The following is a 21219-nucleotide window of genomic DNA, read 5'->3' on the forward strand; positions in this document are numbered from 1 at the left end:
TCGCCACCTATCATCAAATAAAAAGTGCGGTCGTTTTCCAATGGAAAGCGATCGCTTTTTTATTTATAAAGGTTTACACTGAAAAGAATTTTTATCATGGAAATAAATAATGACAATTTCTCAAAACGAACTTAACAAACAACTCCAATCTTCCGGTATCGGTATTAACGCAACGGAACTTCACGGCTTTCTAAGCGGATTAATTTGTGGTGGCATCAAAGATCAAAGTTGGCAACCACTGCTCTACCAATTTACTCACGATAATCACGCTTATCCGACCGCACTTTTAGAACAAGTAAGTGAACTTTATCAAACAATTTCTGAAACATTGGCAGATGTCGAAAGTTTTTCTTTTGAATTGGGATTAATTGAGAGCGAAAATGTATTCACACGTGCAGATAGCCTATCCGAATGGTCAAATCATTTTTTACTCGGATTAGGATTAGCACAGCCTCATTTAGACAAAGAAAAAGGTGAAATCGGTGAGGCCGTAGCTGATTTACATGATATTTGCCAATTGGGCTATGATGAAAACGATGATGAAGAGGAAATGAACGAAGCGCTTGAAGAAATCATTGAATACGTAAGAACTATCGCAACATTGTTCTACACACAATTTAATCAAGCATCAAACACGGAAAAACCAGTATTACACTAACGAAAAAACACACATAAAAGGAGAGAAAAATGGATCTTGCGTATATGCTCGAATTGCCCCAAGAAGAATTTATTGAACGTCGGAAACGGGTTTTGGCAAACATGCAGCCTCATTCTGCGTTGTTACTGTTTTCCGAAATTGAAAAACGTCGCAACAATGATTGTACTTTTCCCTTTCGCCAAGATAGCTACTTTTGGTATTTAACCGGTTTTAATGAGCCTAATGCCGCTTTGCTATTAGTGAAAACCGCACAATCGGAAAAGGCGATTATCTTTCTTCGACCGCGAGATCCTTTACTTGAAACTTGGAATGGGCGTCGTTTAGGTGTTGAACGAGCCCCACAAAAACTCAAGCTAGACGAGGCCTACTCTATTGATGATTTTAATGCCGTTTTTCCTAAAATGACCAAAAATCTGACCGCACTTTATTATATGCCTGAATTTCATTTATGGGGAGATAAGCTGCTTTCAGAAAGTGCGGTTAATTTTACGGAGGTTTTGGATTGGAGTCCTATGATTAGCGAAATGCGTCTGATTAAATCCCCCAATGAAATCCGCTTAATGCAACAAGCAGGGCAAATTAGCGCATTAGCACATATTAGAGCAATGCAAAAAACACGCCCTAATCGTTTTGAATATGAAATTGAAAGTGAAATTTTGCACGAATTTAACCGCCATGGCGCACGTTTTGCATCTTACAATTCGATTATCGCCGGTGGAGATAATGCCTGTATTTTGCATTACACAGAAAATGATCAACCCTTGAAAGAAGGCGATTTAGTTTTAATTGATGCCGGTTGTGAATTTGCGATGTATGCAGGGGATATTACACGCACATTTCCAGTCAACGGTAAATTTAGCCAAGCTCAACGTGAAATCTACGAACTCGTTCTAAAAGCACAAAAACGCGCTATTGAATTATTAGTACCGGGTAATTCAATAAAGACTGTGAATGATGAGGTGATCCGCATAAAAGTGCAGGGCTTAGTTGAGTTAGGTATTTTACATGGAAATGTAGAGGAACTCATTGAGCAGAAAGCCTACCGTCAATTTTATATGCACGGATTAGGCCATTGGCTCGGCTTGGATGTACACGACGTAGGTGAATATGGCGAAGAACGCAGCCGCACTTTAGAAGTTGGCATGGTGATTACGGTGGAACCCGGTTTGTATATTTCCGAAGACGCCGATGTGCCGGAACAATATAAAGGAATTGGTGTACGTATCGAAGATAATTTATTAATGACGGAATACGGCAATAAAATCTTAACAGCAGCGGTACCAAAAGAAATCGAAGAGATTGAAAATCTAATGGAAAAAGACCGGTAATTTCTCAAAATGTGATCTAGAGCAAGTTTTTTTAAATGGTGAAATGCTACTATCCTAGCAGAGTAAATAAGTCCAACAGATAAGGAGTCGATTATGTATAAACATGTTTTAGTCGCCGTGGATCTTTCAGATGAAAGTGAATTCTTAGTAAAAAAAGCGGTAGGAATTGCAAAACGTCATGAGGCGAAACTTTCAATCATCCACGTAGATGTAAACTTTTCGGATCTTTATACCGGATTGATTGATGTCAATATGTATTCTATGCAAGATCGAATTTCAAGTGAGACTCAAAAAGCATTGTTGGAACTCGCAGAGCAAGCTGATTATCCTATTTTAGAGAAATTGAGCGGTAGTGGTGATCTCGGACAGGTGCTGACCGATGCGATAGAACAGTATGATGTTGATTTATTGGTTACAGGTCATCACCAAGATTTTTGGAGTAAGTTAATGTCTTCAACACGCCAAGTAATGAATACGATTAAAATTGATATGTTAGTCGTTCCACTTCTTGACGATTAAATAACAGTTGTTGCCTATTTTTAAACTGAAAAATAAACTTCAACCGTACTTCTTGCATTATGTAGTGAAGTGCGGTTTTTATTTTTAGATTTTAGCGGATATTTTATCTAATGACATTTTTCCACAAGGAAAATAACAAATCGCTCAAATAACAAACAACATTAGATAATCACACGTAAAAAGTTTTTATAAACTCAAAAAATATGCAACAATGGAGCGCTTTACTTTTTAACTTTAAATTATTTTTACAACGGGTTTATGATGAAAACGACAGCGGAAATTAGACAATCGTTCCTTAATTTCTTTCATAGTAAAGAACACCAAGTGGTCGCAAGTAGCTCGCTTGTACCTGAAAATGATCCAACGTTACTTTTTACCAATGCGGGAATGAACCAATTCAAAGATGTATTCTTAGGTTTGGACAAACGCCCTTATTCGCGTGCGACAACGGCTCAACGTTGTGTGCGTGCCGGTGGTAAACATAATGACTTAGAAAACGTAGGTTATACCGCTCGCCACCATACTTTTTTTGAAATGTTGGGTAACTTCAGCTTTGGTGATTACTTTAAACATGATGCGATTAATTTTGCTTGGGAATTTTTAACCTCACCGCAGTGGCTTGGCTTACCGAAAGAAAAATTGTGGGTAACCGTTTATGAAACGGATAATGAAGCCTACGATATTTGGAATAAAGAAGTTGGCGTGCCAGCAGAGCGCATTATCAGAATCGGAGATAACAAAGGTGCACCTTATGCCTCGGATAATTTCTGGGCAATGGGAGATACCGGCCCTTGCGGTCCTTGTACTGAAATTTTCTATGATCATGGCGAGCATATTTGGGGCGGACCTCCGGGCTCACCGGAAGAAGATGGCGATCGTTACATCGAAATTTGGAATGTTGTATTCATGCAATACAATCGTTTGGCTGATGGAACAATGGAAAAATTACCACGTCCATCGGTGGATACCGGTATGGGCTTAGAGCGTATTGCCGCAGTGCTACAACATGTCAATTCAAACTACGATATTGATATTTTTAAAACATTAATCGCAAAAACCGCAGAAATTGTTGGCACAACCGATCTAGCCAATAAATCACTTCGTGTAATTGCAGACCATATTCGTTCTTGTGCCTACTTAATTGCAGATGGCGTCATTCCATCGAATGAAGGACGTGGGTATGTATTACGTCGCATTATTCGCCGTGCAGTGCGTCATGGACACTTACTTGGTGCAAAAGACGCATTTTTCTACAAATTGGTACCTACTTTGATTGAAGTGATGGCGGAAGCCGGTCAAGATATCAAAGAAAAACAAGCAAATGTCGAAAAATTACTGCGTTTGGAAGAAGAGCAGTTTGCTCGCACATTGGAGCGTGGTTTAACCCTTTTAGATGAAGCACTTTCTGAAGTGAAAGATGGTGTGCTTTCCGGTGAAATCGCTTTCAAACTTTATGATACCTATGGTTTCCCATTGGATTTAACCGCTGATGTATGTCGTGAGCGTAATATTACTATTGATGAAGCGGGATTTGAACGTGAAATGGCAGCGCAGCGCACTCGTGCCCAAGCAGCAAGCCAGTTCGGTGTAGATTACAATAATGTCATTCGTGTTGAGGGCGAAACACAATTTGAAGGCTATACCGAATCGGAATCTTTAGCAAAAATCACCGCACTTTTCCATGACGGCAAATCGGTAGAACAGATCTCCTCCGGTCAAAGTGCTGTAGTTGTATTAGAAAATACACCATTTTATGCAGAATCAGGCGGCCAAATTGGCGACAGTGGTTACTTAACTATAGAAGGCGTTGCTTTTAATGTGAAAGACACCCAAAAATATGGTCAAATATTTGGACATATTGGTGAATTAGAGCAAGGATCATTGTCCGTTGGACAAACTGTGAAAGCGGTAGTAGATATTGAGCGCCGTAACCAAACCGCACTTAACCACTCTGCAACACACTTGCTACATGCTGCCTTACGCCAACTATTAGGAACTCATGTTGCACAAAAAGGTTCTCTTGTTTCAGAAGCAGCCTTACGTTTTGATTTTTCACATCCGGAAGCACTGAATAAAGAACAGATCTCGGAAATAGAACGCCTTGTAAACCAAAAAATACGCGCAAATTTCCCAATTCAAACAGAGATTATGGGAATTGAAGTCGCAAAAGAAAAAGGGGCTATGGCACTGTTTGGTGAAAAATATGGCGATCAGGTTCGAGTATTAACAATGGGAGATTTCTCTATTGAACTATGTGGAGGTATTCACGCAAAACGAACCGGAGATATAGGTTTATTTAAAATTACAACAGAAACGGCTGTTGCTGCAGGAATTCGCCGAATCGAAGCAGTAACCGCAGAAAATGCGATCAATTGGATATTAAAACAACAGGATATTTTGAACCAAAGTACAGAATTGCTAAAATCAGATACAAATACTCTTGTAGATAAAATCCAGCAACTTCAGGATAAAGCAAAGAAACTAGAGAAAGAACTTCAAAGTTTAAAAGAAAAAGCAGCAGTACAGGCTGGCTCTGATTTAGTCAAAAGTGCGGTCAAAATTAATAATGTTTCCGTTATCCTTCGTCAATTAGATGGTGTTGAGACAAAATCACTGCGGGTGCTGGTTGATGATTTAAAAAATCAGCTTGGTTCCGGTGTTATTGTGTTTGCATCTATTTTGGATGAAAAAGTTAATCTTATTGTTGGTGTAACAAAAGATTTAACCACTAAAATAAAAGCCGGTGAGCTTGTGAATTTAATGGCGCAGCAGGTTGGCGGTAAAGGTGGCGGTCGCCCGGATATGGCAATGGCAGGAGGCTCCCAACCGGAAAATGTGACAGAAGCCTTAATTGTTGCCCAGAGCTGGCTAAATGAAAATCTGTAGTACAATCCTTGGTTGGTCGGATGCCAACCATTTTTTGATTGATAGGGATATCTAATAAATGCGACCTAGGGAGATAAAAGATGTTAATCTTAACTCGTAAAGTTGGCGAAAGTGTACTTATTGGAGACGATATTTCTATCACAGTTTTAAGTGTTCGCGGAAACCAAGTAAAGCTTGGCGTACAAGCACCTAAAGAAGTATCTGTTCACCGAGAAGAGATTTACCAACAAATAAAAAAGAAACAAGATGAACCATCTTCTGATGATTTATCTTAATTATTATGGATTTTAATATATGAAAGTGATCATTCCTGTTGCCGGTTTAGGCACTCGTATGTTACCTGCCACGAAGGCAATTCCAAAAGAAATGCTTACATTAGTAGACAAACCATTAATCCAATATGTAGTAAGTGAATGTGTTGCTGCCGGTATTAAAGAGATTGTGCTCGTTACTCATTCATCAAAAAATGCTATAGAAAACCATTTCGATACATCTTTTGAACTTGAAACAATGTTGGAAAAGCGTGTAAAACGCCAACTTTTAGAGGAAGTTCGTTCTATCTGTCCTAAAGATGTAACCCTTATACATGTACGTCAAGGTAATGCAAAGGGTTTAGGGCATGCTGTATTATGTGGACGTCCAGTAGTAGGCAATGAACCTTTTGCTGTTGTGCTACCGGATGTACTACTTGCCGATTTTAGCGCAAATCAAAAAAAAGAAAATTTGTCCGCTATGATTAAACGTTTTAATGATACTCGATCCAGTCAAATCATGGTGGCTCCCGTCAATCAGGAAGAAGTGAGTAGTTATGGTATTGTTGATTGCGGCAATGTAGAAGTAAAAGATGGGGAAAGTGCTAAAATTGAAAACATTGTTGAAAAACCTTCAATTGAAGATGCCCCATCTAACCTTGCGGTAGTCGGTCGTTATGTATTTTCTTCTGCGATTTGGGATTTATTAGAAAAGACCCCAGTTGGAGTAGGCGATGAAATTCAATTAACCGATGCGATTGATATGCTTATTGAGAAAGAAAATGTCGAAGCATTCCATATGACCGGTACCTCTTTTGATTGCGGTGATAAAATCGGTTACATGCAGGCCTTTGTTGAATACGGTATTCGACATGAAAAATTAGGTAAAGATTTTAAAATATTTATTAAAAACCTTGCCAAGAGCTTATAAAAGTTATGAAAAGAGCGGTAAATTTTACCGCTTTTTTATTATCCTAGCCTCATAAGATACTACAAGGCAAATATAGAGCTTGATAAATTAAAGGTGAGTATTTTTGACTGGTTTCTCTGATAGATAGCATCAAAGCTCCACAAATTTCAAATCAAACATCCTATGAACATTCAGTAAAACCTATGCTATGAGTTTTACTCTAAATTTTCTATTTTTTCGATATAAATTATATTCTATAAAAATAGAATTGATCATATCTATCCTACCTATGAACTCCAAATAATAAAAAGCTCGCAGATTCGCGAGCTTTTTTACTTTATTATTCAACTAAATTATTCTGTCACTGTTTCTACAGCTTCTGGGCGCTCAACTAACTCAATGTAAGCCATTGGAGCATTATCACCTGCACGGAAACCACATTTTAAAATACGGGTGTAACCACCTGCACGCTGAGCAAAACGTGGGCCCAATTCATTGAATAATTTCGCAACAGTATCAATGTTACGAGTACGAGCGAATGCCAAACGACGGTTTGCAACGCTATCTTCTTTTGCTAATGTAATTAACGGTTCAACTACACGACGTAATTCTTTAGCTTTAGGCAAAGTTGTCTTGATAATTTCGTGACTAACTAACGCACTGGCTAAATTACGGAACATCGCTTGGCGATGGCTGCTATTACGGTTTAGTTGACGACCACTCTTACGATGGCGCATGATCTTATCCTTCTAAGAAAAACCTTAATCTATGACCAAATTAGTCTTCAGCAATACTTGCTGGCGGCCAATTCTCAAGGCGCATACCAAGTGACAAGCCACGTGAAGCAAGTACATCCTTAATTTCAGTAAGCGATTTCTTACCGAGATTAGGTGTTTTTAATAACTCAACTTCTGTACGTTGTACTAAGTCACCGATATAGTGAATTGTTTCTGCTTTCAAACAGTTAGCAGAACGAACTGTCAACTCTAAATCATCTACAGGACGTAATAAAATCGGATCAAACTCCGGTTTTTCTTCCTTAATTTCAGGCTGACGAACATCACGTAAATCAACGAATGCATCAAGTTGCTCTGCTAAGATTGTTGCTGCACGACGAATTGCTTCCTCAGGATCCAACGTACCATTTGTTTCTAAATTAATAACTAATTTATCCAAGTCCGTACGTTGTTCAACACGGGCTGCTTCAACATTATAAGAAATGCTTTCAACAGGGCTATAACAAGCATCAACAAGTAAACGACCAATTGGACGTTCATCTATTTGAATGCGAGTTGAAGCTGGAACATATCCTCTACCACGCTGAACGCGAATACGCATACTAATCGAAGCATTTTCGTCAGTTAAGTGACAAATCACATGGTCTTGATTTACAATTTCAACATCCCCATCATGGGAGATATCCGCTGCAACAACAGGGCCAATTCCAGATTTATTTAGTGTCAGAATAACATCATCTTTATTCTGTACTTTGACCGCTAGACCTTTAAGGTTTAAAAGCACTTCAAGAATATCTTCTTGAACACCTTCCTTACTACTATACTCATGCAGTACTCCCTCGATCTCTACTTCAGTTACAGCACAACCCGGCATTGAAGATAGAAGAATACGACGTAATGCATTACCTAGAGTATGACCAAAGCCACGCTCTAACGGTTCAAGGATCACCTTAGCATGTGTTGAGCTAATCTGCTCAATATCTACTAAACGTGGTTTTAAAAATTCTGTAACAGAACCCTGCATTTTATCCTCTCTTTACTTTTAAGCTTCACTACTATTTAGAGTAAAGCTCAACGATCAGATGTTCATTAATATCTGCTGATAAATCAGAACGTTCAGGAATACGTTTAAAAACACCTTCCATTTTAGCTACATCAACTTCTAACCAAGTTGGCTTCTCTCTTTGTTCTGCTAATTCTAATGACGCCTTAATACGTGCTTGTTTTTTAGATTTTTCTCTAACAGCAATAACATCATTAACTGCAACTTGGAAAGATGGGATATTCACAACACGACCATTTACCACGATCGCTTTATGACTTACTAACTGACGAGCTTCTGCTCGAGTTGCAGCAAATCCCATACGATAAACAACGTTATCTAATCTACCTTCCAATAACACTAATAAGTTTTCACCAGTGTTACCTTTTAAACGATTCGCTTCTTTATAGTAGTTACGGAACTGACGTTCTAAAATACCATAAATACGACGAACTTTTTGCTTTTCACGTAACTGACTACCATAGTCAGATAAACGCGGTTTACGAGCACCATGTTGACCTGGTGCTGTATCAATTTTACATTTTGAATCGATCGCACGCACACCTGATTTAAGAAATAAATCAGTGCCTTCACGACGGCTCAGCTTGAGTTTAGGGCCCAAATATCTTGCCATTTTCTTTCTCCAACTATCCTATTACGCCATTAAACACGACGTTTTTTCGGTGGACGACAACCGTTATGAGGAATCGGGGTTACATCTGTAATGTTCGTGATACGGAAACCCGCTGCATTTAATGCACGAATTGTTGACTCACGACCTGGCCCCGGACCTTTAACCATAACTTCCAAGTTCTTTAAGCCGAATTCTTTAACAATTTCAGCACAACGTTCAGCAGCAACTTGTGCAGCAAACGGAGTTGATTTACGAGAACCACGGAAACCTGAACCACCAGCAGTTGCCCATGCTAAAGCATTGCCTTGGCGGTCGGTAATAGTAACGATTGTGTTATTGAAAGATGCGTGAATATGAGCTACGCCATCTACAACTTGTTTTTTTACACGTTTACGTGCACGAACTGGTGTTTTAGCCATTATTTACCCCGACTATTTTTTGATCGGCTTACGAGGACCCTTACGGGTACGCGCGTTTGTTTTAGTACGTTGACCACGTACAGGTAAACTACGACGATGGCGTAAACCACGGTAACAACCTAAGTCAAGAAGACGTTTGATGTTTAGTGTTACTTCACGACGTAAGTCACCTTCAACGGTAAATTTACCAACTTCGTCACGCAGTTTGTCAATCTGCTCTTCAGACAACTCTCTGATCTTAACATCTTCGGCAATCCCCGCAGCAGCACAAATAGCTTTTGAACGAGTTTTACCGATACCATAAATTGCAGTTAAAGCAATTACAGTGTGTTTATGATCAGGAATGTTAATGCCTGCAATACGGGCCACTATGCACTCCTATATTCTAAATTAATTGATATTCTGATCTTGAAAAGCCCGTTTCAGGATACTCAAACAGAATATCAAGGATGTAAATGAGTTGGGCAGTATAGCTGCTCAACTGGTTCTTTGCAAGAAAAAGTTATCAATTAACCTTGACGTTGCTTATGTTTAGGGTCGCTACATAATACACGCACAACACCTTCACGTTTAACAATTTTACAGTTACGACACATTTTCTTTACGGAAGCACGAACTTTCATTGCTTATCCTTTTTTACGTTAATTGGACAATTATTGTCCTAACCCCTTGAGGTTTGCTTTTTTCAATGCAGATTCATATTGAGACGACATTAAGTGACTTTGAACCTGTACAATGAAATCCATAATTACAACGACAACGATCAATAATGATGTTCCACCGAAGTAGAATTTAACATCCCAAGCCGATGTCATAATATAAGGAACCAAACAGACAAACGTTACATAAAGACCACCAATTAAAGTTAGTCGGGTCATTACTTTATCAATGTAACGCGATGTTTGCTCACCCGGTCTAATTCCTGGGATAAATGCACCAGATTTTTTTAAGTTATCTGCCGTATCACGCGGGTTATATTGCATTCCAGTGTAGAAGAAACTGAAGAAAATAATTGCAATTGCATAAACAAGCAAATATAAAGGTTGACCAGGATTCAACAGCATTGATAAATTATTCAACCACTCAAATTTATCATTTTGACCAAACCATTGCGTCAATGTTGCAGGAAATAAGATAATGCTGGATGCAAAGATTGCCGGCATTACATTTGCCATATTAACTTTTAACGGTAAATGTGTTGAATGTCCACCTAAGATCTGACGACCTTGCTGACGTTTAGCATACTCAATCCGAATTCGACGTTGTCCTCTTTCTACAAAAACAACAAAATAAGTTACTGCAAACACAATTGCAGCTATTAGCAAAAGAACTAATGGATGCATTTGTCCTTGGCGAGCCTGCTCAATTGTTTCTAGAATAGCAGTAGGCAATCCTGCTACAATCCCTCCGAAAACAAGAATCGAAATACCATTACCAATTCCCCTCTCTGTAATTTGTTCACCTAACCACATTAAAAATATAGTACCAGTTACTAAACTTACTATCGAGGTAAAATAAAAACTGAATCCAACATTTGGAACCAGTCCAGGTAACATATTTGGTAAACCCGTAGAGATCGCAACAGCCTGAATAGTCGCAAAAACTACCGTGGCATAACGAGTATACTTGGTAATCTTTCTCTGACCAGCTGCTCCTTCTTTCTTCAATTCAGCTAGAGCAGGAGAAACCGTTGCTAACAATTGAATCACGATAGATGCCGAGATGTACGGCATAATCCCTAGCGCAAGAATTGATGCTCGACTTAATGCACCACCAGAGAACATGTTAAACATATCAATGATGGTACCTTTTTGTTGTTCAACTAATTGAGCGAGTACGGCTGCATCAATACCAGGAACCGGAATAAATGAACCAATACGATAAACAATAAGTGCACCTAAAACAAAAAGCAATCTACTTCTTAGCTCACTTTTACCACTATTGGTACTTCTAGCTTGATAACCTGGTTGTTTAGCCATTTGCTAATTATTCCTCAATTGAACCGCCAGCAGCCTCAATTGCTGCTTTCGCACCTTTAGTCACACGTAAACCGCGAACAACTACTGCAGATTTCAACTCGCCTGCCAAAATAACTTTAGCAAATTGAATATCCTTGGTTAAAATATTTGCAGTTTTTAGTGTTTCTAAAGTTACCACACCGTTTTCTACTTTATTCAAGTCATTCAAACGAACTTCTGCAGTAACGGCAGCTTTCATTGAAGTAAAACCAAATTTTGGTAAACGACGGTACAATGGCATTTGACCACCCTCAAAACCTCGACGAACTCCGCCACCGGTACGAGATTTTTGACCTTTATGACCACGTCCACCAGTTTTACCTAGACCAGAACCAATACCACGACCAAGGCGTTTAGAACTATGTTTTGCGCCTTCAGCCGGGGATAGAGTATTTAAACGCATCTCTTACTCCTCTACTTTAACCATGTATGAAACCTGGTTAATCATTCCACGTACTGCTGGTGTATCAATTAACTCAACTGTGTGGTGCATATGGCGAAGACCAAGACCACGCAAGGTAGCTTTATGCTTCGGTAAACGAGCAATCGAACTACGAACTTGTGTTACTTTAATAGTTTTAGCCATTATCAATTACCCCAAAATTTCATCAACGGTCTTACCACGTTTCGCAGCAACCATTTCTGGTGATTTCATGTTTGCTAATGCATCAATAGTTGCACGAACAACATTAATTGGGTTGGTAGAACCGTATGCTTTCGAAAGAACATTACGTATACCAGTAACTTCTAATACTGCACGCATCGCACCACCAGCAATGATACCTGTACCTTCGCTAGCCGGTTGCATAAATACACGAGAACCAGTATGAACACCTTTAACCGGGTGTTGCAATGTACCTTCATTTAAAGCTACATTAATCATATTGCGACGAGCTTTCTCCATCGCTTTTTGGATCGCTGCCGGAACCTCGCGCGCTTTACCATAACCAAAACCGACACGGCCGTTACCATCACCAACCACAGTCAATGCGGTAAAGCTCATAATACGACCACCTTTTACAGTTTTTGATACACGGTTTACTGCGATTAGCTTCTCTTGCAGTTCACCAGCTTGTTTTTCGATGTTTGACATCTAAATTTACCCCATTAGAACTGTAGACCAGCTTCACGAGCAGCGTCCGCTAAAGTTTGGACACGTCCATGATATTTAAAACCGGAACGATCAAAAGCAACTGCCTTTACGCCTTTTGCCAAGGCACGCTCTGCAACAGTTTTACCTACTACAGCAGCAGCATCTTTGTTACCAGTATATTTTACTTGCTCACGAATTGCTTTCTCAACAGTTGAAGCAGCGGCAAGCACTTCTGAACCGTTTGGTGCAATAACTTGTGCATAAATATGACGTGGAGTACGGTGAATAACTAAACGAGTTACACCTTGCTCTCTCATCATATAGCGTGCACGAGCTGCACGACGGATACGAGCTGATTTCTTATCCATAGTGTTACCTTAATTATTTCTTCTTAGCCTCTTTGATACGTACCACTTCATCAGAGTAACGTACCCCTTTACCTTTATAAGGTTCAGGACGGCGATAAGCGCGAATATCTGCTGCAACTTGACCGATTAACTGCTTATCAGCACCTTTCAATACAACCTCTGTTTGAGAAGGGCATTCAGCAGTAATACCTGCCGGCAAAGTGTGCTCTACCGGGTGGGAATAGCCTAAACTTAATGCAACTACGTTACCTTTAAGTTGTGCTCTGTAACCAACACCAACCAATACTAATTTTTTAGTGAAGCCTTCATTAACACCGATAACCATTGCATTAACTAATGCACGAGCTGTACCCGATTGAGCATTCGCCTCAACAAAACCTTCACGTGGAGTAAAAGTTAGTTGACCATTATCTTGTTTAACTTCAACTGAATTATGAATTGTGCGAGATAACTCGCCATTTTTACCTTTTACTGTTAATAACTGACCGTTAAGTTTAACCTCAACACCGGCAGGAATATTAACAGGTGCTTTTGCAACACGAGACATTTTCCTACCTCTCTATTAAGCTACATAACAGATGATCTCACCGCCTAAACCAGCTTGACGAGCTGCACGGTCAGTCATAACACCTTTAGATGTAGAAACAACAGCAACACCTAAACCGCCCATAACTTTTGGTAATTCGTCTTTACGTTTATAAATACGAAGACCAGGACGGCTTACACGTTGGATACTCTCTACAACCGGTTTTCCTTGGAAATATTTTAAAGTAATTTCCAACTCAGGTTTTACACCTTCTGAAACTTTAACGCTTTCGATATAACCTTCAGCAGCTAACACATTGGCAATTGCCACTTTTAGCTTGGATGAAGGCATACTGATCGCAACTTTGTTCGCAGCTTGACCGTTACGAATTCGGGTCAGCATATCTGCGATTGGATCTTGCATACTCATTGTACTTTTTCTCCGATTCCAAAATAAAGTGGTATATTACCAACTCGCTTTTTTAAGGCCTGGGATTTCACCACGCATCGCAGCTTCGCGGACCTTAATACGGCTCAAACCAAACTTACGAAGAACGCCATGTGGACGTCCTGTTTGGCGGCAACGGTTACGTTGACGGGACGGGCTAGAATCGCGTGGTAAAGTTTGTAACTTTAATACCGCATTCCAACGATCCTCGTCAGAGGCATTTACATCAGAAATGATTTTCTTTAACTCTACACGTTTAGCATAGAATTTTTCAGCCAATTTAACGCGTTTTACATCGCGTGCTTTCATTGATTGTTTAGCCATGATAACCTGCCTTATTTACGGAATGGGAAATTAAAGGCAGCAAGTAGTGCTTGACCTTCTTCATCATTCTTAGCAGTAGTTGTGATAGTGATATCTAAACCACGAACACGATCTACTTTATCGTAATCGATCTCAGGGAAGATGATTTGTTCACGCACACCCATGCTGTAATTGCCACGACCATCAAATGATTTCGCACTTAAACCGCGGAAGTCACGAATACGTGGAACAGCAATTGTAATTAAACGTTCAAAGAACTCCCACATACGCTCTCCGCGTAGTGTCACTTTACAACCGATTGGATATCCCTGACGGATCTTAAAGCCAGCAACAGATTTACGAGCTTTAGTTACTAAAGGTTTTTGACCGCTGATTGCTGTTAAGTCCGCTACTGCGTTGTCTAGCAATTTTTTGTCGGTCAATGCTTCACCCACACCCATATTCAGGGTAATCTTTTCGATTCGTGGGACTTGCATGACAGATTTGTAGCCGAATTTATTTTTTAATTCGTTTACTACTTGATCTCTGTAGTAATCATGCAGTTTCGCCATCGCATTACTCCAGTTTGTTAGATAATTTCATTGTTAGATTTAAAGAAACGTACCTTTTTACCTTCTTCAAATCTAAAACCTACACGATCAGCTTTATTCGTTTTCGGATTAAAAATCGCAACATTTGAAACATCAATTGCTGCTTCTTTTTTCACTAAACCGCCAGCCTTGCCTAATGCAGGAACCGGTTTTTCATGCTTAGTGACAATATTAATGCCTTCAACAAATACTTTACCGTTTGGTAACACTTTAGTTACCTTGCCACGCTTGCCTTTATCTTTACCGGCAAGCACGATTACTTCATCGTTTTGACGAATTTTTGCAGCCATTTGTCACTTCTCCTTACAGTACTTCTGGTGCCAAAGAAATGATCTTCATAAACTTCTCAGAACGAAGTTCACGAGTCACAGGTCCAAAAATACGAGTACCGATTGGTTGCTCAGTGTTATTATTTAAAATGACACAAGCATTGCCATCGAAGCGAATGACTGATCCATCTGGGCGACGAACACCCTTCTTGGTGCGCACAACAACTGCTTTTAATACATCACCTTTCTTTACTTTACCGCGAGGAATCGCTTCTTTTACAGTAATTTTGATGATGTCACCAATTGCAGCATAACGACGGTGCGATCCACCTAGAACCTTGATACACATTACGCTGCGAGCGCCTGAGTTATCAGCAACATCCAGCATAGTCTGTTCTTGGATCATATTAGTGCTCCGTTAAGTTAAAAAAACACCCTTTCGGGACGAACCTACTTACATAAGCATAAGACAGATGTAAGAGGTTGCGGAATATAGCATAAAGGACTAGGTGAATCAATAAGATTTATAGATAAAATGTGAAAAAAATCTGAGAAAAAACAGGTATTTTTATAATGCCATCTGAGGGAAATACTCTGCTGTAATATCGACTAAATCCAATAAAGAAATTAATTGCACCGTATTCTCTTTCGGTAAAAGTGCGGTCAAATTTCTTGCTAAAATATCTTGTTCGAATGCAAAACAATGCGCTTTACAATGCTTAAAATGATTGGGGTGTTTTACCATCAATAACACGGCGTCTTGCCAAAGCACAACGGCATCGCTCTCCGTCACCAAAGACAGATAACTCATTAATTCTTCTTTATCGTAATTGGCCTGAGAAAAACAATAGAGCATAACTATCCCTTAAAATGTTAGCAATTTCTCTGCTTGGTTCAGCTTAGCGAGTAATAAAGTGCGGTCAATTTTTTTTGCCGATATGATAAGGTTATCCTCTACGATCCCCAATTTATCAAGCGTTTTTCGACAAATAAAACGCTGTTTGATATTGTATAAATCCAATAACTTAAAGGTGCGGATAAAATCTTTTTGTAATAATCGCTCCGGTTGTTGCCCATTCAATAAATTAAGCACACCATCATCGATAAAAAACACACCAATGTCCTCTTCATCACAAAATGCCGTTGCGGCTAATAAGGCATCGAGCCCTTCTCGTGAAGAAGATATGCCATGGGGAGCAGAATGAAATAAAAAAGCCATTTTCATAAAGTGATGACTCTATCGGCGTTTAATGTTGCAGCCATAAATTCCCCTAAACCGGTAATTACAAACCCTTCTGCCAGATTATGATTATTCTTATTTTCTGTCGTCATTTTATTTACCACTCCGCGACGTTGCGAGGCCGCCACACATAAATATAAAGGCACACTATATTTAGTAGAGAAAACCTGCCAATATCGTTGTAAATTCACTTCATCAGCGGCAGGGTAAACAAAGCGATTACCATTGCTCACCCCATCTTGGAAAAAGAAAATTTGTTTAATGCTATGCCCTTTTTCAATTAAGGCCTCTGCAAATTGATAAGCAAGATAAGCCCCTTGCGTACCGTAAATAGGGCTTTTTACCGCGAGTACATAGTTCATTATTCTTGCTCTTGTTTAATTTGACGAATGTAAAGATAAACCGTATGACGAGAAATATCCAAACGTTCCGCCACTAAATTGATCGCATCTTTAATATCAAAAATCCCTTTTTCATATAATGAAATTACAATTTGACGATTTTTATTATTATTTGCTACCGAGCGATCCGCATTAACTTCCTCAATAGTTTTTTCAACGGTTTGCGAAACCAAATCCTCCATAGAGTTAGCAAAATTCACCGAAGAGGTTTCTTCTGCCTCAATAGTAGGCATAAAAGATTGAATAAATTTTGAAACCGGTACATCAAGATTAATATTAATACACAACAATCCTATTATTCTTTGGGTTTTATTACGAATTGCAATGGTCACGGATTTCATCAAAACATTACTTTTTACTCTTGTGAAATAAGGCTTTGAGCCCCCTTCACTTTGCATATTATGCAAAGATCGCAGTGCTAAATCCGTAATGGGAGAACCCACTTGGCGATTAGTATTATGCCCGTTAGCAATACAAATAGCGGAATGTTCTATATCGTCTAGGGAATGCAAAACAATCTCACAATGCTCACCAATAAGTGCGCTCACACCATTCACTACCGCTTTATAAGAATTCAAAATGGTATGATCTTCATCTGTGAAAATATATTCGTCATGTAACATGAATAAGTTCCGAATCTACGCTAAAAAATAACCGCTCTTTTGCGAGGGAGGGTAAGAATAAAACATAACCAAAGGCTATGTTTTATTCAATTTGATAAATTATTTATCTTTAGGATTTACATCCAATACTTCTACTTCAAAATACAGCGTTGAATTTGGTGGGATGGAAGCACCTGCACCCTGTTTGCCATAAGCTAAATCAGGAGGAAGCACCAACTCAATTTTGCCGCCTTTTTTCACTAATTGAAGCCCTTCAGTCCAACCTTTTACAACTTGATCTAAACGAAACTCCGCCGGTTGACCACGCACTACCGAACTATCGAAAACTTTACCGTCCGGTAATTTACCGGTGTAATGGACTTTCACCGTATCCGTTGGTTTAATCACCTCGCCTTTTCCAGCCTCAACAACACGATATAACAAACCGGATTTTGTGGTTTTTACGCCCTCTTTTTTAGCAAACTCAGTACGATATTTATCTCCCTCATCTTGTGCCTTCTGTGCAATTTCTTTCATTTTCGCTTGCTCACGAGCAACAATTTTCTGTTGAAACTGTTCTAAAGTTTGTGTCAATTCATCAATCTTTTCTTCGGTAAATTTACCTTTCAACACATCTTCTACCGCTTTATTCACTTGGGCTTCATTTAACTTAATCTCGCCTTGTTCTGCCATTAATTTTGCTTGCGTCATAGAATAGGCGGTTAAGGCATAGGATACGTCATCATTAAATTTCACATCCGCCTTTTCATCTGCAAAAACTGTTCCGGAAACAACCGCACTTATGATTAATGCAGTGAAGGAAAACTTTTGAATTTTTAACATTTTTATTAATCCTTTATAATAGAAAAGCAACGAATAGATTAAATCGGATTTAAGCTATTCTCAACTTTTTTTTAAATATTAGAGATAAATCATGCAAATTCAACAAATGTTAGAAAATCGCATTGCCGAACTTGAAATGAAAGTGGCATTTCAAGAACAATTGTTAGAGGAATTAAACCAAGCGTTAGTTCAACAACAATTTGATATGGATAAAATTCAACTACAGTTGCGTTATGTAGCGAATAAATTGAAAGATTTCCAACCCTCAAATATCGCAAGCCAAGCAGAAGAAACTCCGCCGCCGCATTACTGAAAAAAATGGATAATCAACAATATGATTATCCATTTTACTTGTGATTATTTTACTACGCTAAACGGTAAGTCTTTATAAACTTTCCCCATAATTTGTATTTGAAACTTATAGTTACCAAGTGGATCAGACTCGTCAAAATACCAACATTTTACTAAACGTTTACCGCTATCCAACGTCCCTAATCTACCACGAATAACATTCACTTTGCCGTCTTTTGAAGTTGATACTTGAGAACCCCTTGCCTCAATCACTTGTTTTTCCGGTGCTTTTAGAGTTTCTATCGTGCTAACCATTTCAGGAAATTGACCCTCAGCAACCCAACACAGCCAAAGGTTGGGTTGACTACGCGATAATACGGTCGTTTTTAGATCGGTAAAAGGCTTTGTTGAAGCGTCAAACACAGAAAGATAAATTTCCGGTGAAACCATTTTTTTCTCTTTTTGATTATCAGACGTTTTAGCCTCCACCACATTTATCGCACCAAATAGCAGAGCTACAGTAGAAATTAAACCGAGTGTTTTATTCATCTCTTTTCCTTCAATTAAAAATAAACTAAAAATTATTCACAAACTCGCTGACTCGTTTGTTCCCCCCTATCGGGGCAGCAGTTGGCAAAGCCAACGTTCAAAAAATGTTGTTTTTTATAACCGCACTTTATTGCACAACCATCATACCAATGCAGCCGATATCGGCAAGCATAAGATTTGATGCGCCAAAAATAAACGGATAGTTATTAGAGGAAAACTGATCAAAGCGTACCAAAATTTGTGTTTTACCTCTTACCCACACCGTATCTTTCCAAGCTAATTCATTGTCTTTCGATACACCGTTTGCATCGCGCTCTACAATGAATTTTGCTCCTTGGAGGGTAAATCCAACCGGTAAAGAACTAGTCAGAATCCACCGTTCAATCGAACCTTGTTTTGCCACCACGTCCACACGACGCGGATCAAAACGTTTTTGGTTAATTAAACCGCTTGTGACATCCAAAACAAATGTTCGTTCCCGTTCAATTTTCGTATTTAACACAGATACGGCATCGGTTTCAAATTTCACATCCATTTTCTGCGCAAAAGCGGAAAAATCACCTTGGGGCCGTAGTTCTAACACAGTATTCTCTACTAATTCGCCATCAGAGGAAAAAACCTGTTTTACCTTGTCAAAAATACCCCGTTTATGCCCTGAAATGAGCGAAACATTTCCTCCCTCACTTAAATTAATTAAGATCTCTGTCCGCTCACCCGGAGCCAAAATAAAAGATTTCACCACGTTACCTTGCGGAAGAAAACCTAAATCTTTTGCAATCACCGTGATATCTTGGTCATTATCCAAACGCAGATCATAAGCCCGAGCTAAAGAAGCATTGAGCAAACGCAATCTCACCCAACCACGCGGCACGTCTAAATAAGGGGCTTCCACCCCATTGACTAATAAACGGTTCCCCACAAAGTGCGGTTGATTTTGTCTGAATAGTTGTAACCCTTCACTATTAAATTCCATATCCTGTAAAATCAATGGAATATCATCCACGCCGTATTTACGTGGAAGTGCTGATTTAACGCTTTGTTCATCTTCAATCAACCACATTCCCACCAAGCCACGATAGGTTTGATACGCAGAGTTAGCCAATGTCGCAGAACGATACCAACAAGTCGCTGCCGGTTGCTCAATCGGCACAATCGGAGCCCAAGATTCACCTTTTTTAAGTACACGGGCCGCCCCGCCAAACAACTCACCGGAAGCCTGTAAACCTTGGATAGAAAGAGAAACATGTTGAGGTAAATTATTGTGATAATTAAGTTTTGCAAAACTGCCCGACTTAATTTTGATTGTCGGCCCTAAATAATTGCCATTAAAGCCCCATACGCTAACTTGATGTTTGCCGTCTAACTGATATCCCGTTTCTTCCATCGTCAAAATAATCGGGCGACCGCGACGAACCTCAATCAACGGCGGCACCGTCAATTTTGCACGGCTTGCCGCCATTAAAGGAGCGGGTACGCAGGCAAGTGCGGTTGAAATTGCCGTGCTTTTTAAAAAACGACGGCGTGAAAGTTTAGGCATTCATACTTTCCTTTTCGATTTGTGCGATTTCAGCATCTAATTCGGCAATGCGTTTTTCCATCACATCATGACAATATGCCGCTAAATCCCGAACCGTTTCTTTGCTATAATTGCGAGTATCAATAGGCTCCATCATTTCACAAATCACGTTGCCGTTATCCCAACGATTTAAATCAATTTTGTTATGTGTCGTGGAACAAACCACCGGAATAATCGGCACTCCCGCCGCTACCGCCGCATAAAACGCACCGGTTTTAAACGGTAACAAACCGCGTCCGCGACTACGTGTACCTTCCGGAAACATCCAAATAGAAAGGTTATCCTTATTAATCCGTTCTGCCAGCCGGGTCATTGTGCTATGGGCTCTCGAGCGATTTTCTCTATCAAGAAAAATATTGCCCGTCACCCAATACAAAATGCCAAAAAACGGTATCCAAATCAGGCTTTTTTTTCCGACACTCACGGTACGAGGCTGCACCATATAAGAAATCGTCACCATATCGTAATTATTTTGGTGATTACCAATATAAATCGCCCGTCCAAGGTTTTGTTTATTTTTCGGGAAACGGTGTTCCACCTGTAAACCGAAAAGCGGATACAAACGCCCGAACCAACGCGCCATCACACCCACATTACTTGGGTTTTTAAAGCGAATAAATGAATAAATTGTGCCAAGCACACAAATTAAAATACAACAAACCACCACAATGAGGATTCGAGCCAGTTTTAACATATCA

General features: G+C 39.4%; 32 protein-coding genes. 7 read left to right on the top strand and 25 right to left on the bottom strand.

The features are described 5' to 3' along the window. The first annotated feature begins 109 nt into the window (after window positions 1-109). The 6 genes from PNEUHYL_RS04220 (at window position 110) to galU (ending at window position 6573) form a co-directional block, all read left to right on the top strand. Window positions 110-658: a YecA/YgfB family protein gene (locus tag PNEUHYL_RS04220; RefSeq protein WP_059366009.1), complete on the top strand. Its 549-nt coding sequence runs from the start codon at window positions 110-112 to the stop codon at window positions 656-658. 29 nt (window positions 659-687) lie between these two features. Continuing rightward, a complete protein-coding gene (gene pepP, locus PNEUHYL_RS04225; protein ID WP_059366010.1) occupies window positions 688-1986 on the top strand; it encodes a Xaa-Pro aminopeptidase in 1299 nt (432 codons plus the stop codon). Between the two features lie 93 nt (window positions 1987-2079). Continuing rightward, window positions 2080-2505 carry a universal stress protein UspA gene (gene uspA, locus PNEUHYL_RS04230; protein ID WP_059366011.1) on the top strand — a complete coding sequence of 142 codons (426 nt, stop codon included), beginning with the start codon at window positions 2080-2082 and terminating at the stop codon, window positions 2503-2505. 261 nt (window positions 2506-2766) lie between these two features. After that, a complete protein-coding gene (gene alaS / locus PNEUHYL_RS04235; RefSeq protein WP_059366012.1) occupies window positions 2767-5391 on the top strand; it encodes an alanine--tRNA ligase in 2625 nt (874 codons plus the stop codon). Between the two features lie 80 nt (window positions 5392-5471). After that, the gene (gene csrA, locus PNEUHYL_RS04240; RefSeq protein WP_059366013.1) at window positions 5472-5666 is read left to right on the top strand and encodes a carbon storage regulator CsrA; all 195 of its coding nucleotides are present in this window, start codon (window positions 5472-5474) and stop codon (window positions 5664-5666) included. Window positions 5667-5685: 19 nt separating this feature from the next. Then, a complete protein-coding gene (gene galU, locus PNEUHYL_RS04245) occupies window positions 5686-6573 on the top strand; it encodes a UTP--glucose-1-phosphate uridylyltransferase GalU (protein ID WP_059366014.1) in 888 nt (295 codons plus the stop codon). A gap of 332 nt (window positions 6574-6905) precedes the next feature. Here the strand turns inward: galU and rplQ are convergent, their stop codons facing one another. The 22 genes from rplQ to PNEUHYL_RS04355 form a co-directional block, all read right to left on the bottom strand. Then, window positions 6906-7289 (bottom strand): 50S ribosomal protein L17, encoded by a 384-nt coding sequence (rplQ, locus tag PNEUHYL_RS04250; protein ID WP_059366015.1) that lies wholly within the window; start codon window positions 7287-7289, stop codon window positions 6906-6908. Window positions 7290-7329: 40 nt separating this feature from the next. Next, complete coding sequence (locus PNEUHYL_RS04255; protein ID WP_059366016.1) at window positions 7330-8313, bottom strand: DNA-directed RNA polymerase subunit alpha; 984 nt, start codon at window positions 8311-8313, stop codon at window positions 7330-7332. Between the two features lie 31 nt (window positions 8314-8344). Then, a complete protein-coding gene (gene rpsD, locus PNEUHYL_RS04260) occupies window positions 8345-8965 on the bottom strand; it encodes a 30S ribosomal protein S4 (protein WP_059366017.1) in 621 nt (206 codons plus the stop codon). Window positions 8966-8994: 29 nt separating this feature from the next. Continuing rightward, complete coding sequence (gene rpsK / locus PNEUHYL_RS04265) at window positions 8995-9384, bottom strand: 30S ribosomal protein S11 (protein WP_005543603.1); 390 nt, start codon at window positions 9382-9384, stop codon at window positions 8995-8997. 12 nt (window positions 9385-9396) lie between these two features. Then, entirely contained in the window at window positions 9397-9753 is a 357-nt protein-coding gene (rpsM, locus tag PNEUHYL_RS04270; RefSeq protein WP_059366018.1) for a 30S ribosomal protein S13, read from the bottom strand. Window positions 9754-9893: 140 nt separating this feature from the next. Then, entirely contained in the window at window positions 9894-10007 is a 114-nt protein-coding gene (gene rpmJ, locus PNEUHYL_RS04275) for a 50S ribosomal protein L36 (RefSeq protein ID WP_005625868.1), read from the bottom strand. Between the two features lie 30 nt (window positions 10008-10037). Beyond that, on the bottom strand, window positions 10038-11363 hold the full coding sequence (secY, locus tag PNEUHYL_RS04280; protein WP_059366019.1) for a preprotein translocase subunit SecY: 1326 nt from the start codon (window positions 11361-11363) through the stop codon (window positions 10038-10040). Between the two features lie 7 nt (window positions 11364-11370). Further along, the gene (gene rplO, locus PNEUHYL_RS04285; RefSeq protein WP_059366020.1) at window positions 11371-11805 is read right to left on the bottom strand and encodes a 50S ribosomal protein L15; all 435 of its coding nucleotides are present in this window, start codon (window positions 11803-11805) and stop codon (window positions 11371-11373) included. A gap of 3 nt (window positions 11806-11808) precedes the next feature. Then, window positions 11809-11988, bottom strand: coding sequence for a 50S ribosomal protein L30 (gene rpmD / locus PNEUHYL_RS04290; protein WP_005543631.1), 180 nt, complete (start codon window positions 11986-11988; stop codon window positions 11809-11811). Between the two features lie 6 nt (window positions 11989-11994). Beyond that, a complete protein-coding gene (gene rpsE / locus PNEUHYL_RS04295; protein WP_059366021.1) occupies window positions 11995-12495 on the bottom strand; it encodes a 30S ribosomal protein S5 in 501 nt (166 codons plus the stop codon). A gap of 14 nt (window positions 12496-12509) precedes the next feature. After that, on the bottom strand, window positions 12510-12863 hold the full coding sequence (gene rplR / locus PNEUHYL_RS04300; protein ID WP_018356923.1) for a 50S ribosomal protein L18: 354 nt from the start codon (window positions 12861-12863) through the stop codon (window positions 12510-12512). 13 nt (window positions 12864-12876) lie between these two features. Further along, a complete protein-coding gene (gene rplF / locus PNEUHYL_RS04305; protein WP_059366022.1) occupies window positions 12877-13410 on the bottom strand; it encodes a 50S ribosomal protein L6 in 534 nt (177 codons plus the stop codon). A gap of 15 nt (window positions 13411-13425) precedes the next feature. Beyond that, window positions 13426-13818: a 30S ribosomal protein S8 gene (gene rpsH, locus PNEUHYL_RS04310; RefSeq protein WP_059366023.1), complete on the bottom strand. Its 393-nt coding sequence runs from the start codon at window positions 13816-13818 to the stop codon at window positions 13426-13428. A gap of 36 nt (window positions 13819-13854) precedes the next feature. After that, complete coding sequence (gene rpsN / locus PNEUHYL_RS04315; RefSeq protein ID WP_005701877.1) at window positions 13855-14160, bottom strand: 30S ribosomal protein S14; 306 nt, start codon at window positions 14158-14160, stop codon at window positions 13855-13857. An 11-nt stretch (window positions 14161-14171) separates the two neighbouring features. After that, window positions 14172-14711 (bottom strand): 50S ribosomal protein L5, encoded by a 540-nt coding sequence (gene rplE / locus PNEUHYL_RS04320; RefSeq protein ID WP_018356926.1) that lies wholly within the window; start codon window positions 14709-14711, stop codon window positions 14172-14174. 17 nt (window positions 14712-14728) lie between these two features. Next, on the bottom strand, window positions 14729-15040 hold the full coding sequence (gene rplX, locus PNEUHYL_RS04325; protein WP_059366024.1) for a 50S ribosomal protein L24: 312 nt from the start codon (window positions 15038-15040) through the stop codon (window positions 14729-14731). A gap of 13 nt (window positions 15041-15053) precedes the next feature. After that, window positions 15054-15425: a 50S ribosomal protein L14 gene (gene rplN / locus PNEUHYL_RS04330; RefSeq protein ID WP_005548786.1), complete on the bottom strand. Its 372-nt coding sequence runs from the start codon at window positions 15423-15425 to the stop codon at window positions 15054-15056. Between the two features lie 162 nt (window positions 15426-15587). Continuing rightward, window positions 15588-15875 carry a DsrH/TusB family sulfur relay protein gene (locus PNEUHYL_RS04335; RefSeq protein WP_059366025.1) on the bottom strand — a complete coding sequence of 96 codons (288 nt, stop codon included), beginning with the start codon at window positions 15873-15875 and terminating at the stop codon, window positions 15588-15590. A gap of 9 nt (window positions 15876-15884) precedes the next feature. Next, a complete protein-coding gene (gene tusC / locus PNEUHYL_RS04340; RefSeq protein WP_059366026.1) occupies window positions 15885-16244 on the bottom strand; it encodes a sulfurtransferase complex subunit TusC in 360 nt (119 codons plus the stop codon). After that, window positions 16241-16621: a sulfurtransferase complex subunit TusD gene (tusD, locus tag PNEUHYL_RS04345; protein ID WP_059366027.1), complete on the bottom strand. Its 381-nt coding sequence runs from the start codon at window positions 16619-16621 to the stop codon at window positions 16241-16243. The genes tusC and tusD overlap by 4 nt, the downstream gene beginning before the upstream one ends. Beyond that, window positions 16621-17283, bottom strand: coding sequence for a helix-turn-helix transcriptional regulator (locus tag PNEUHYL_RS04350; RefSeq protein WP_059366028.1), 663 nt, complete (start codon window positions 17281-17283; stop codon window positions 16621-16623). Before PNEUHYL_RS04350 ends, tusD begins: the two co-directional genes overlap by 1 nt. Window positions 17284-17382: 99 nt before the next feature. Next, window positions 17383-18105 (bottom strand): FKBP-type peptidyl-prolyl cis-trans isomerase, encoded by a 723-nt coding sequence (locus PNEUHYL_RS04355; protein ID WP_059366029.1) that lies wholly within the window; start codon window positions 18103-18105, stop codon window positions 17383-17385. Between the two features lie 91 nt (window positions 18106-18196). Between PNEUHYL_RS04355 and PNEUHYL_RS04360 the strand changes: the two genes are divergently transcribed. Further along, on the top strand, window positions 18197-18418 hold the full coding sequence (locus PNEUHYL_RS04360) for a SlyX family protein (protein WP_059366030.1): 222 nt from the start codon (window positions 18197-18199) through the stop codon (window positions 18416-18418). A gap of 44 nt (window positions 18419-18462) precedes the next feature. Here the strand turns inward: PNEUHYL_RS04360 and PNEUHYL_RS04365 are convergent, their stop codons facing one another. From PNEUHYL_RS04365 to PNEUHYL_RS04375, 3 genes are all read right to left on the bottom strand, one after another. Next, window positions 18463-18945, bottom strand: coding sequence for a hypothetical protein (locus PNEUHYL_RS04365; RefSeq protein WP_059366031.1), 483 nt, complete (start codon window positions 18943-18945; stop codon window positions 18463-18465). A 127-nt stretch (window positions 18946-19072) separates the two neighbouring features. Next, entirely contained in the window at window positions 19073-20482 is a 1410-nt protein-coding gene (locus PNEUHYL_RS04370; RefSeq protein WP_059366032.1) for a multicopper oxidase domain-containing protein, read from the bottom strand. Then, window positions 20475-21215, bottom strand: coding sequence for a 1-acylglycerol-3-phosphate O-acyltransferase (locus tag PNEUHYL_RS04375; RefSeq protein ID WP_059366033.1), 741 nt, complete (start codon window positions 21213-21215; stop codon window positions 20475-20477). Before PNEUHYL_RS04375 ends, PNEUHYL_RS04370 begins: the two co-directional genes overlap by 8 nt. Between the last annotated feature and the right edge of the window lie 4 nt (window positions 21216-21219).

Origin of the sequence: Rodentibacter caecimuris (assembly GCF_001019715.1) — a bacterium.
Lineage (GTDB): Bacteria > Pseudomonadota > Gammaproteobacteria > Enterobacterales > Pasteurellaceae > Rodentibacter > Rodentibacter caecimuris.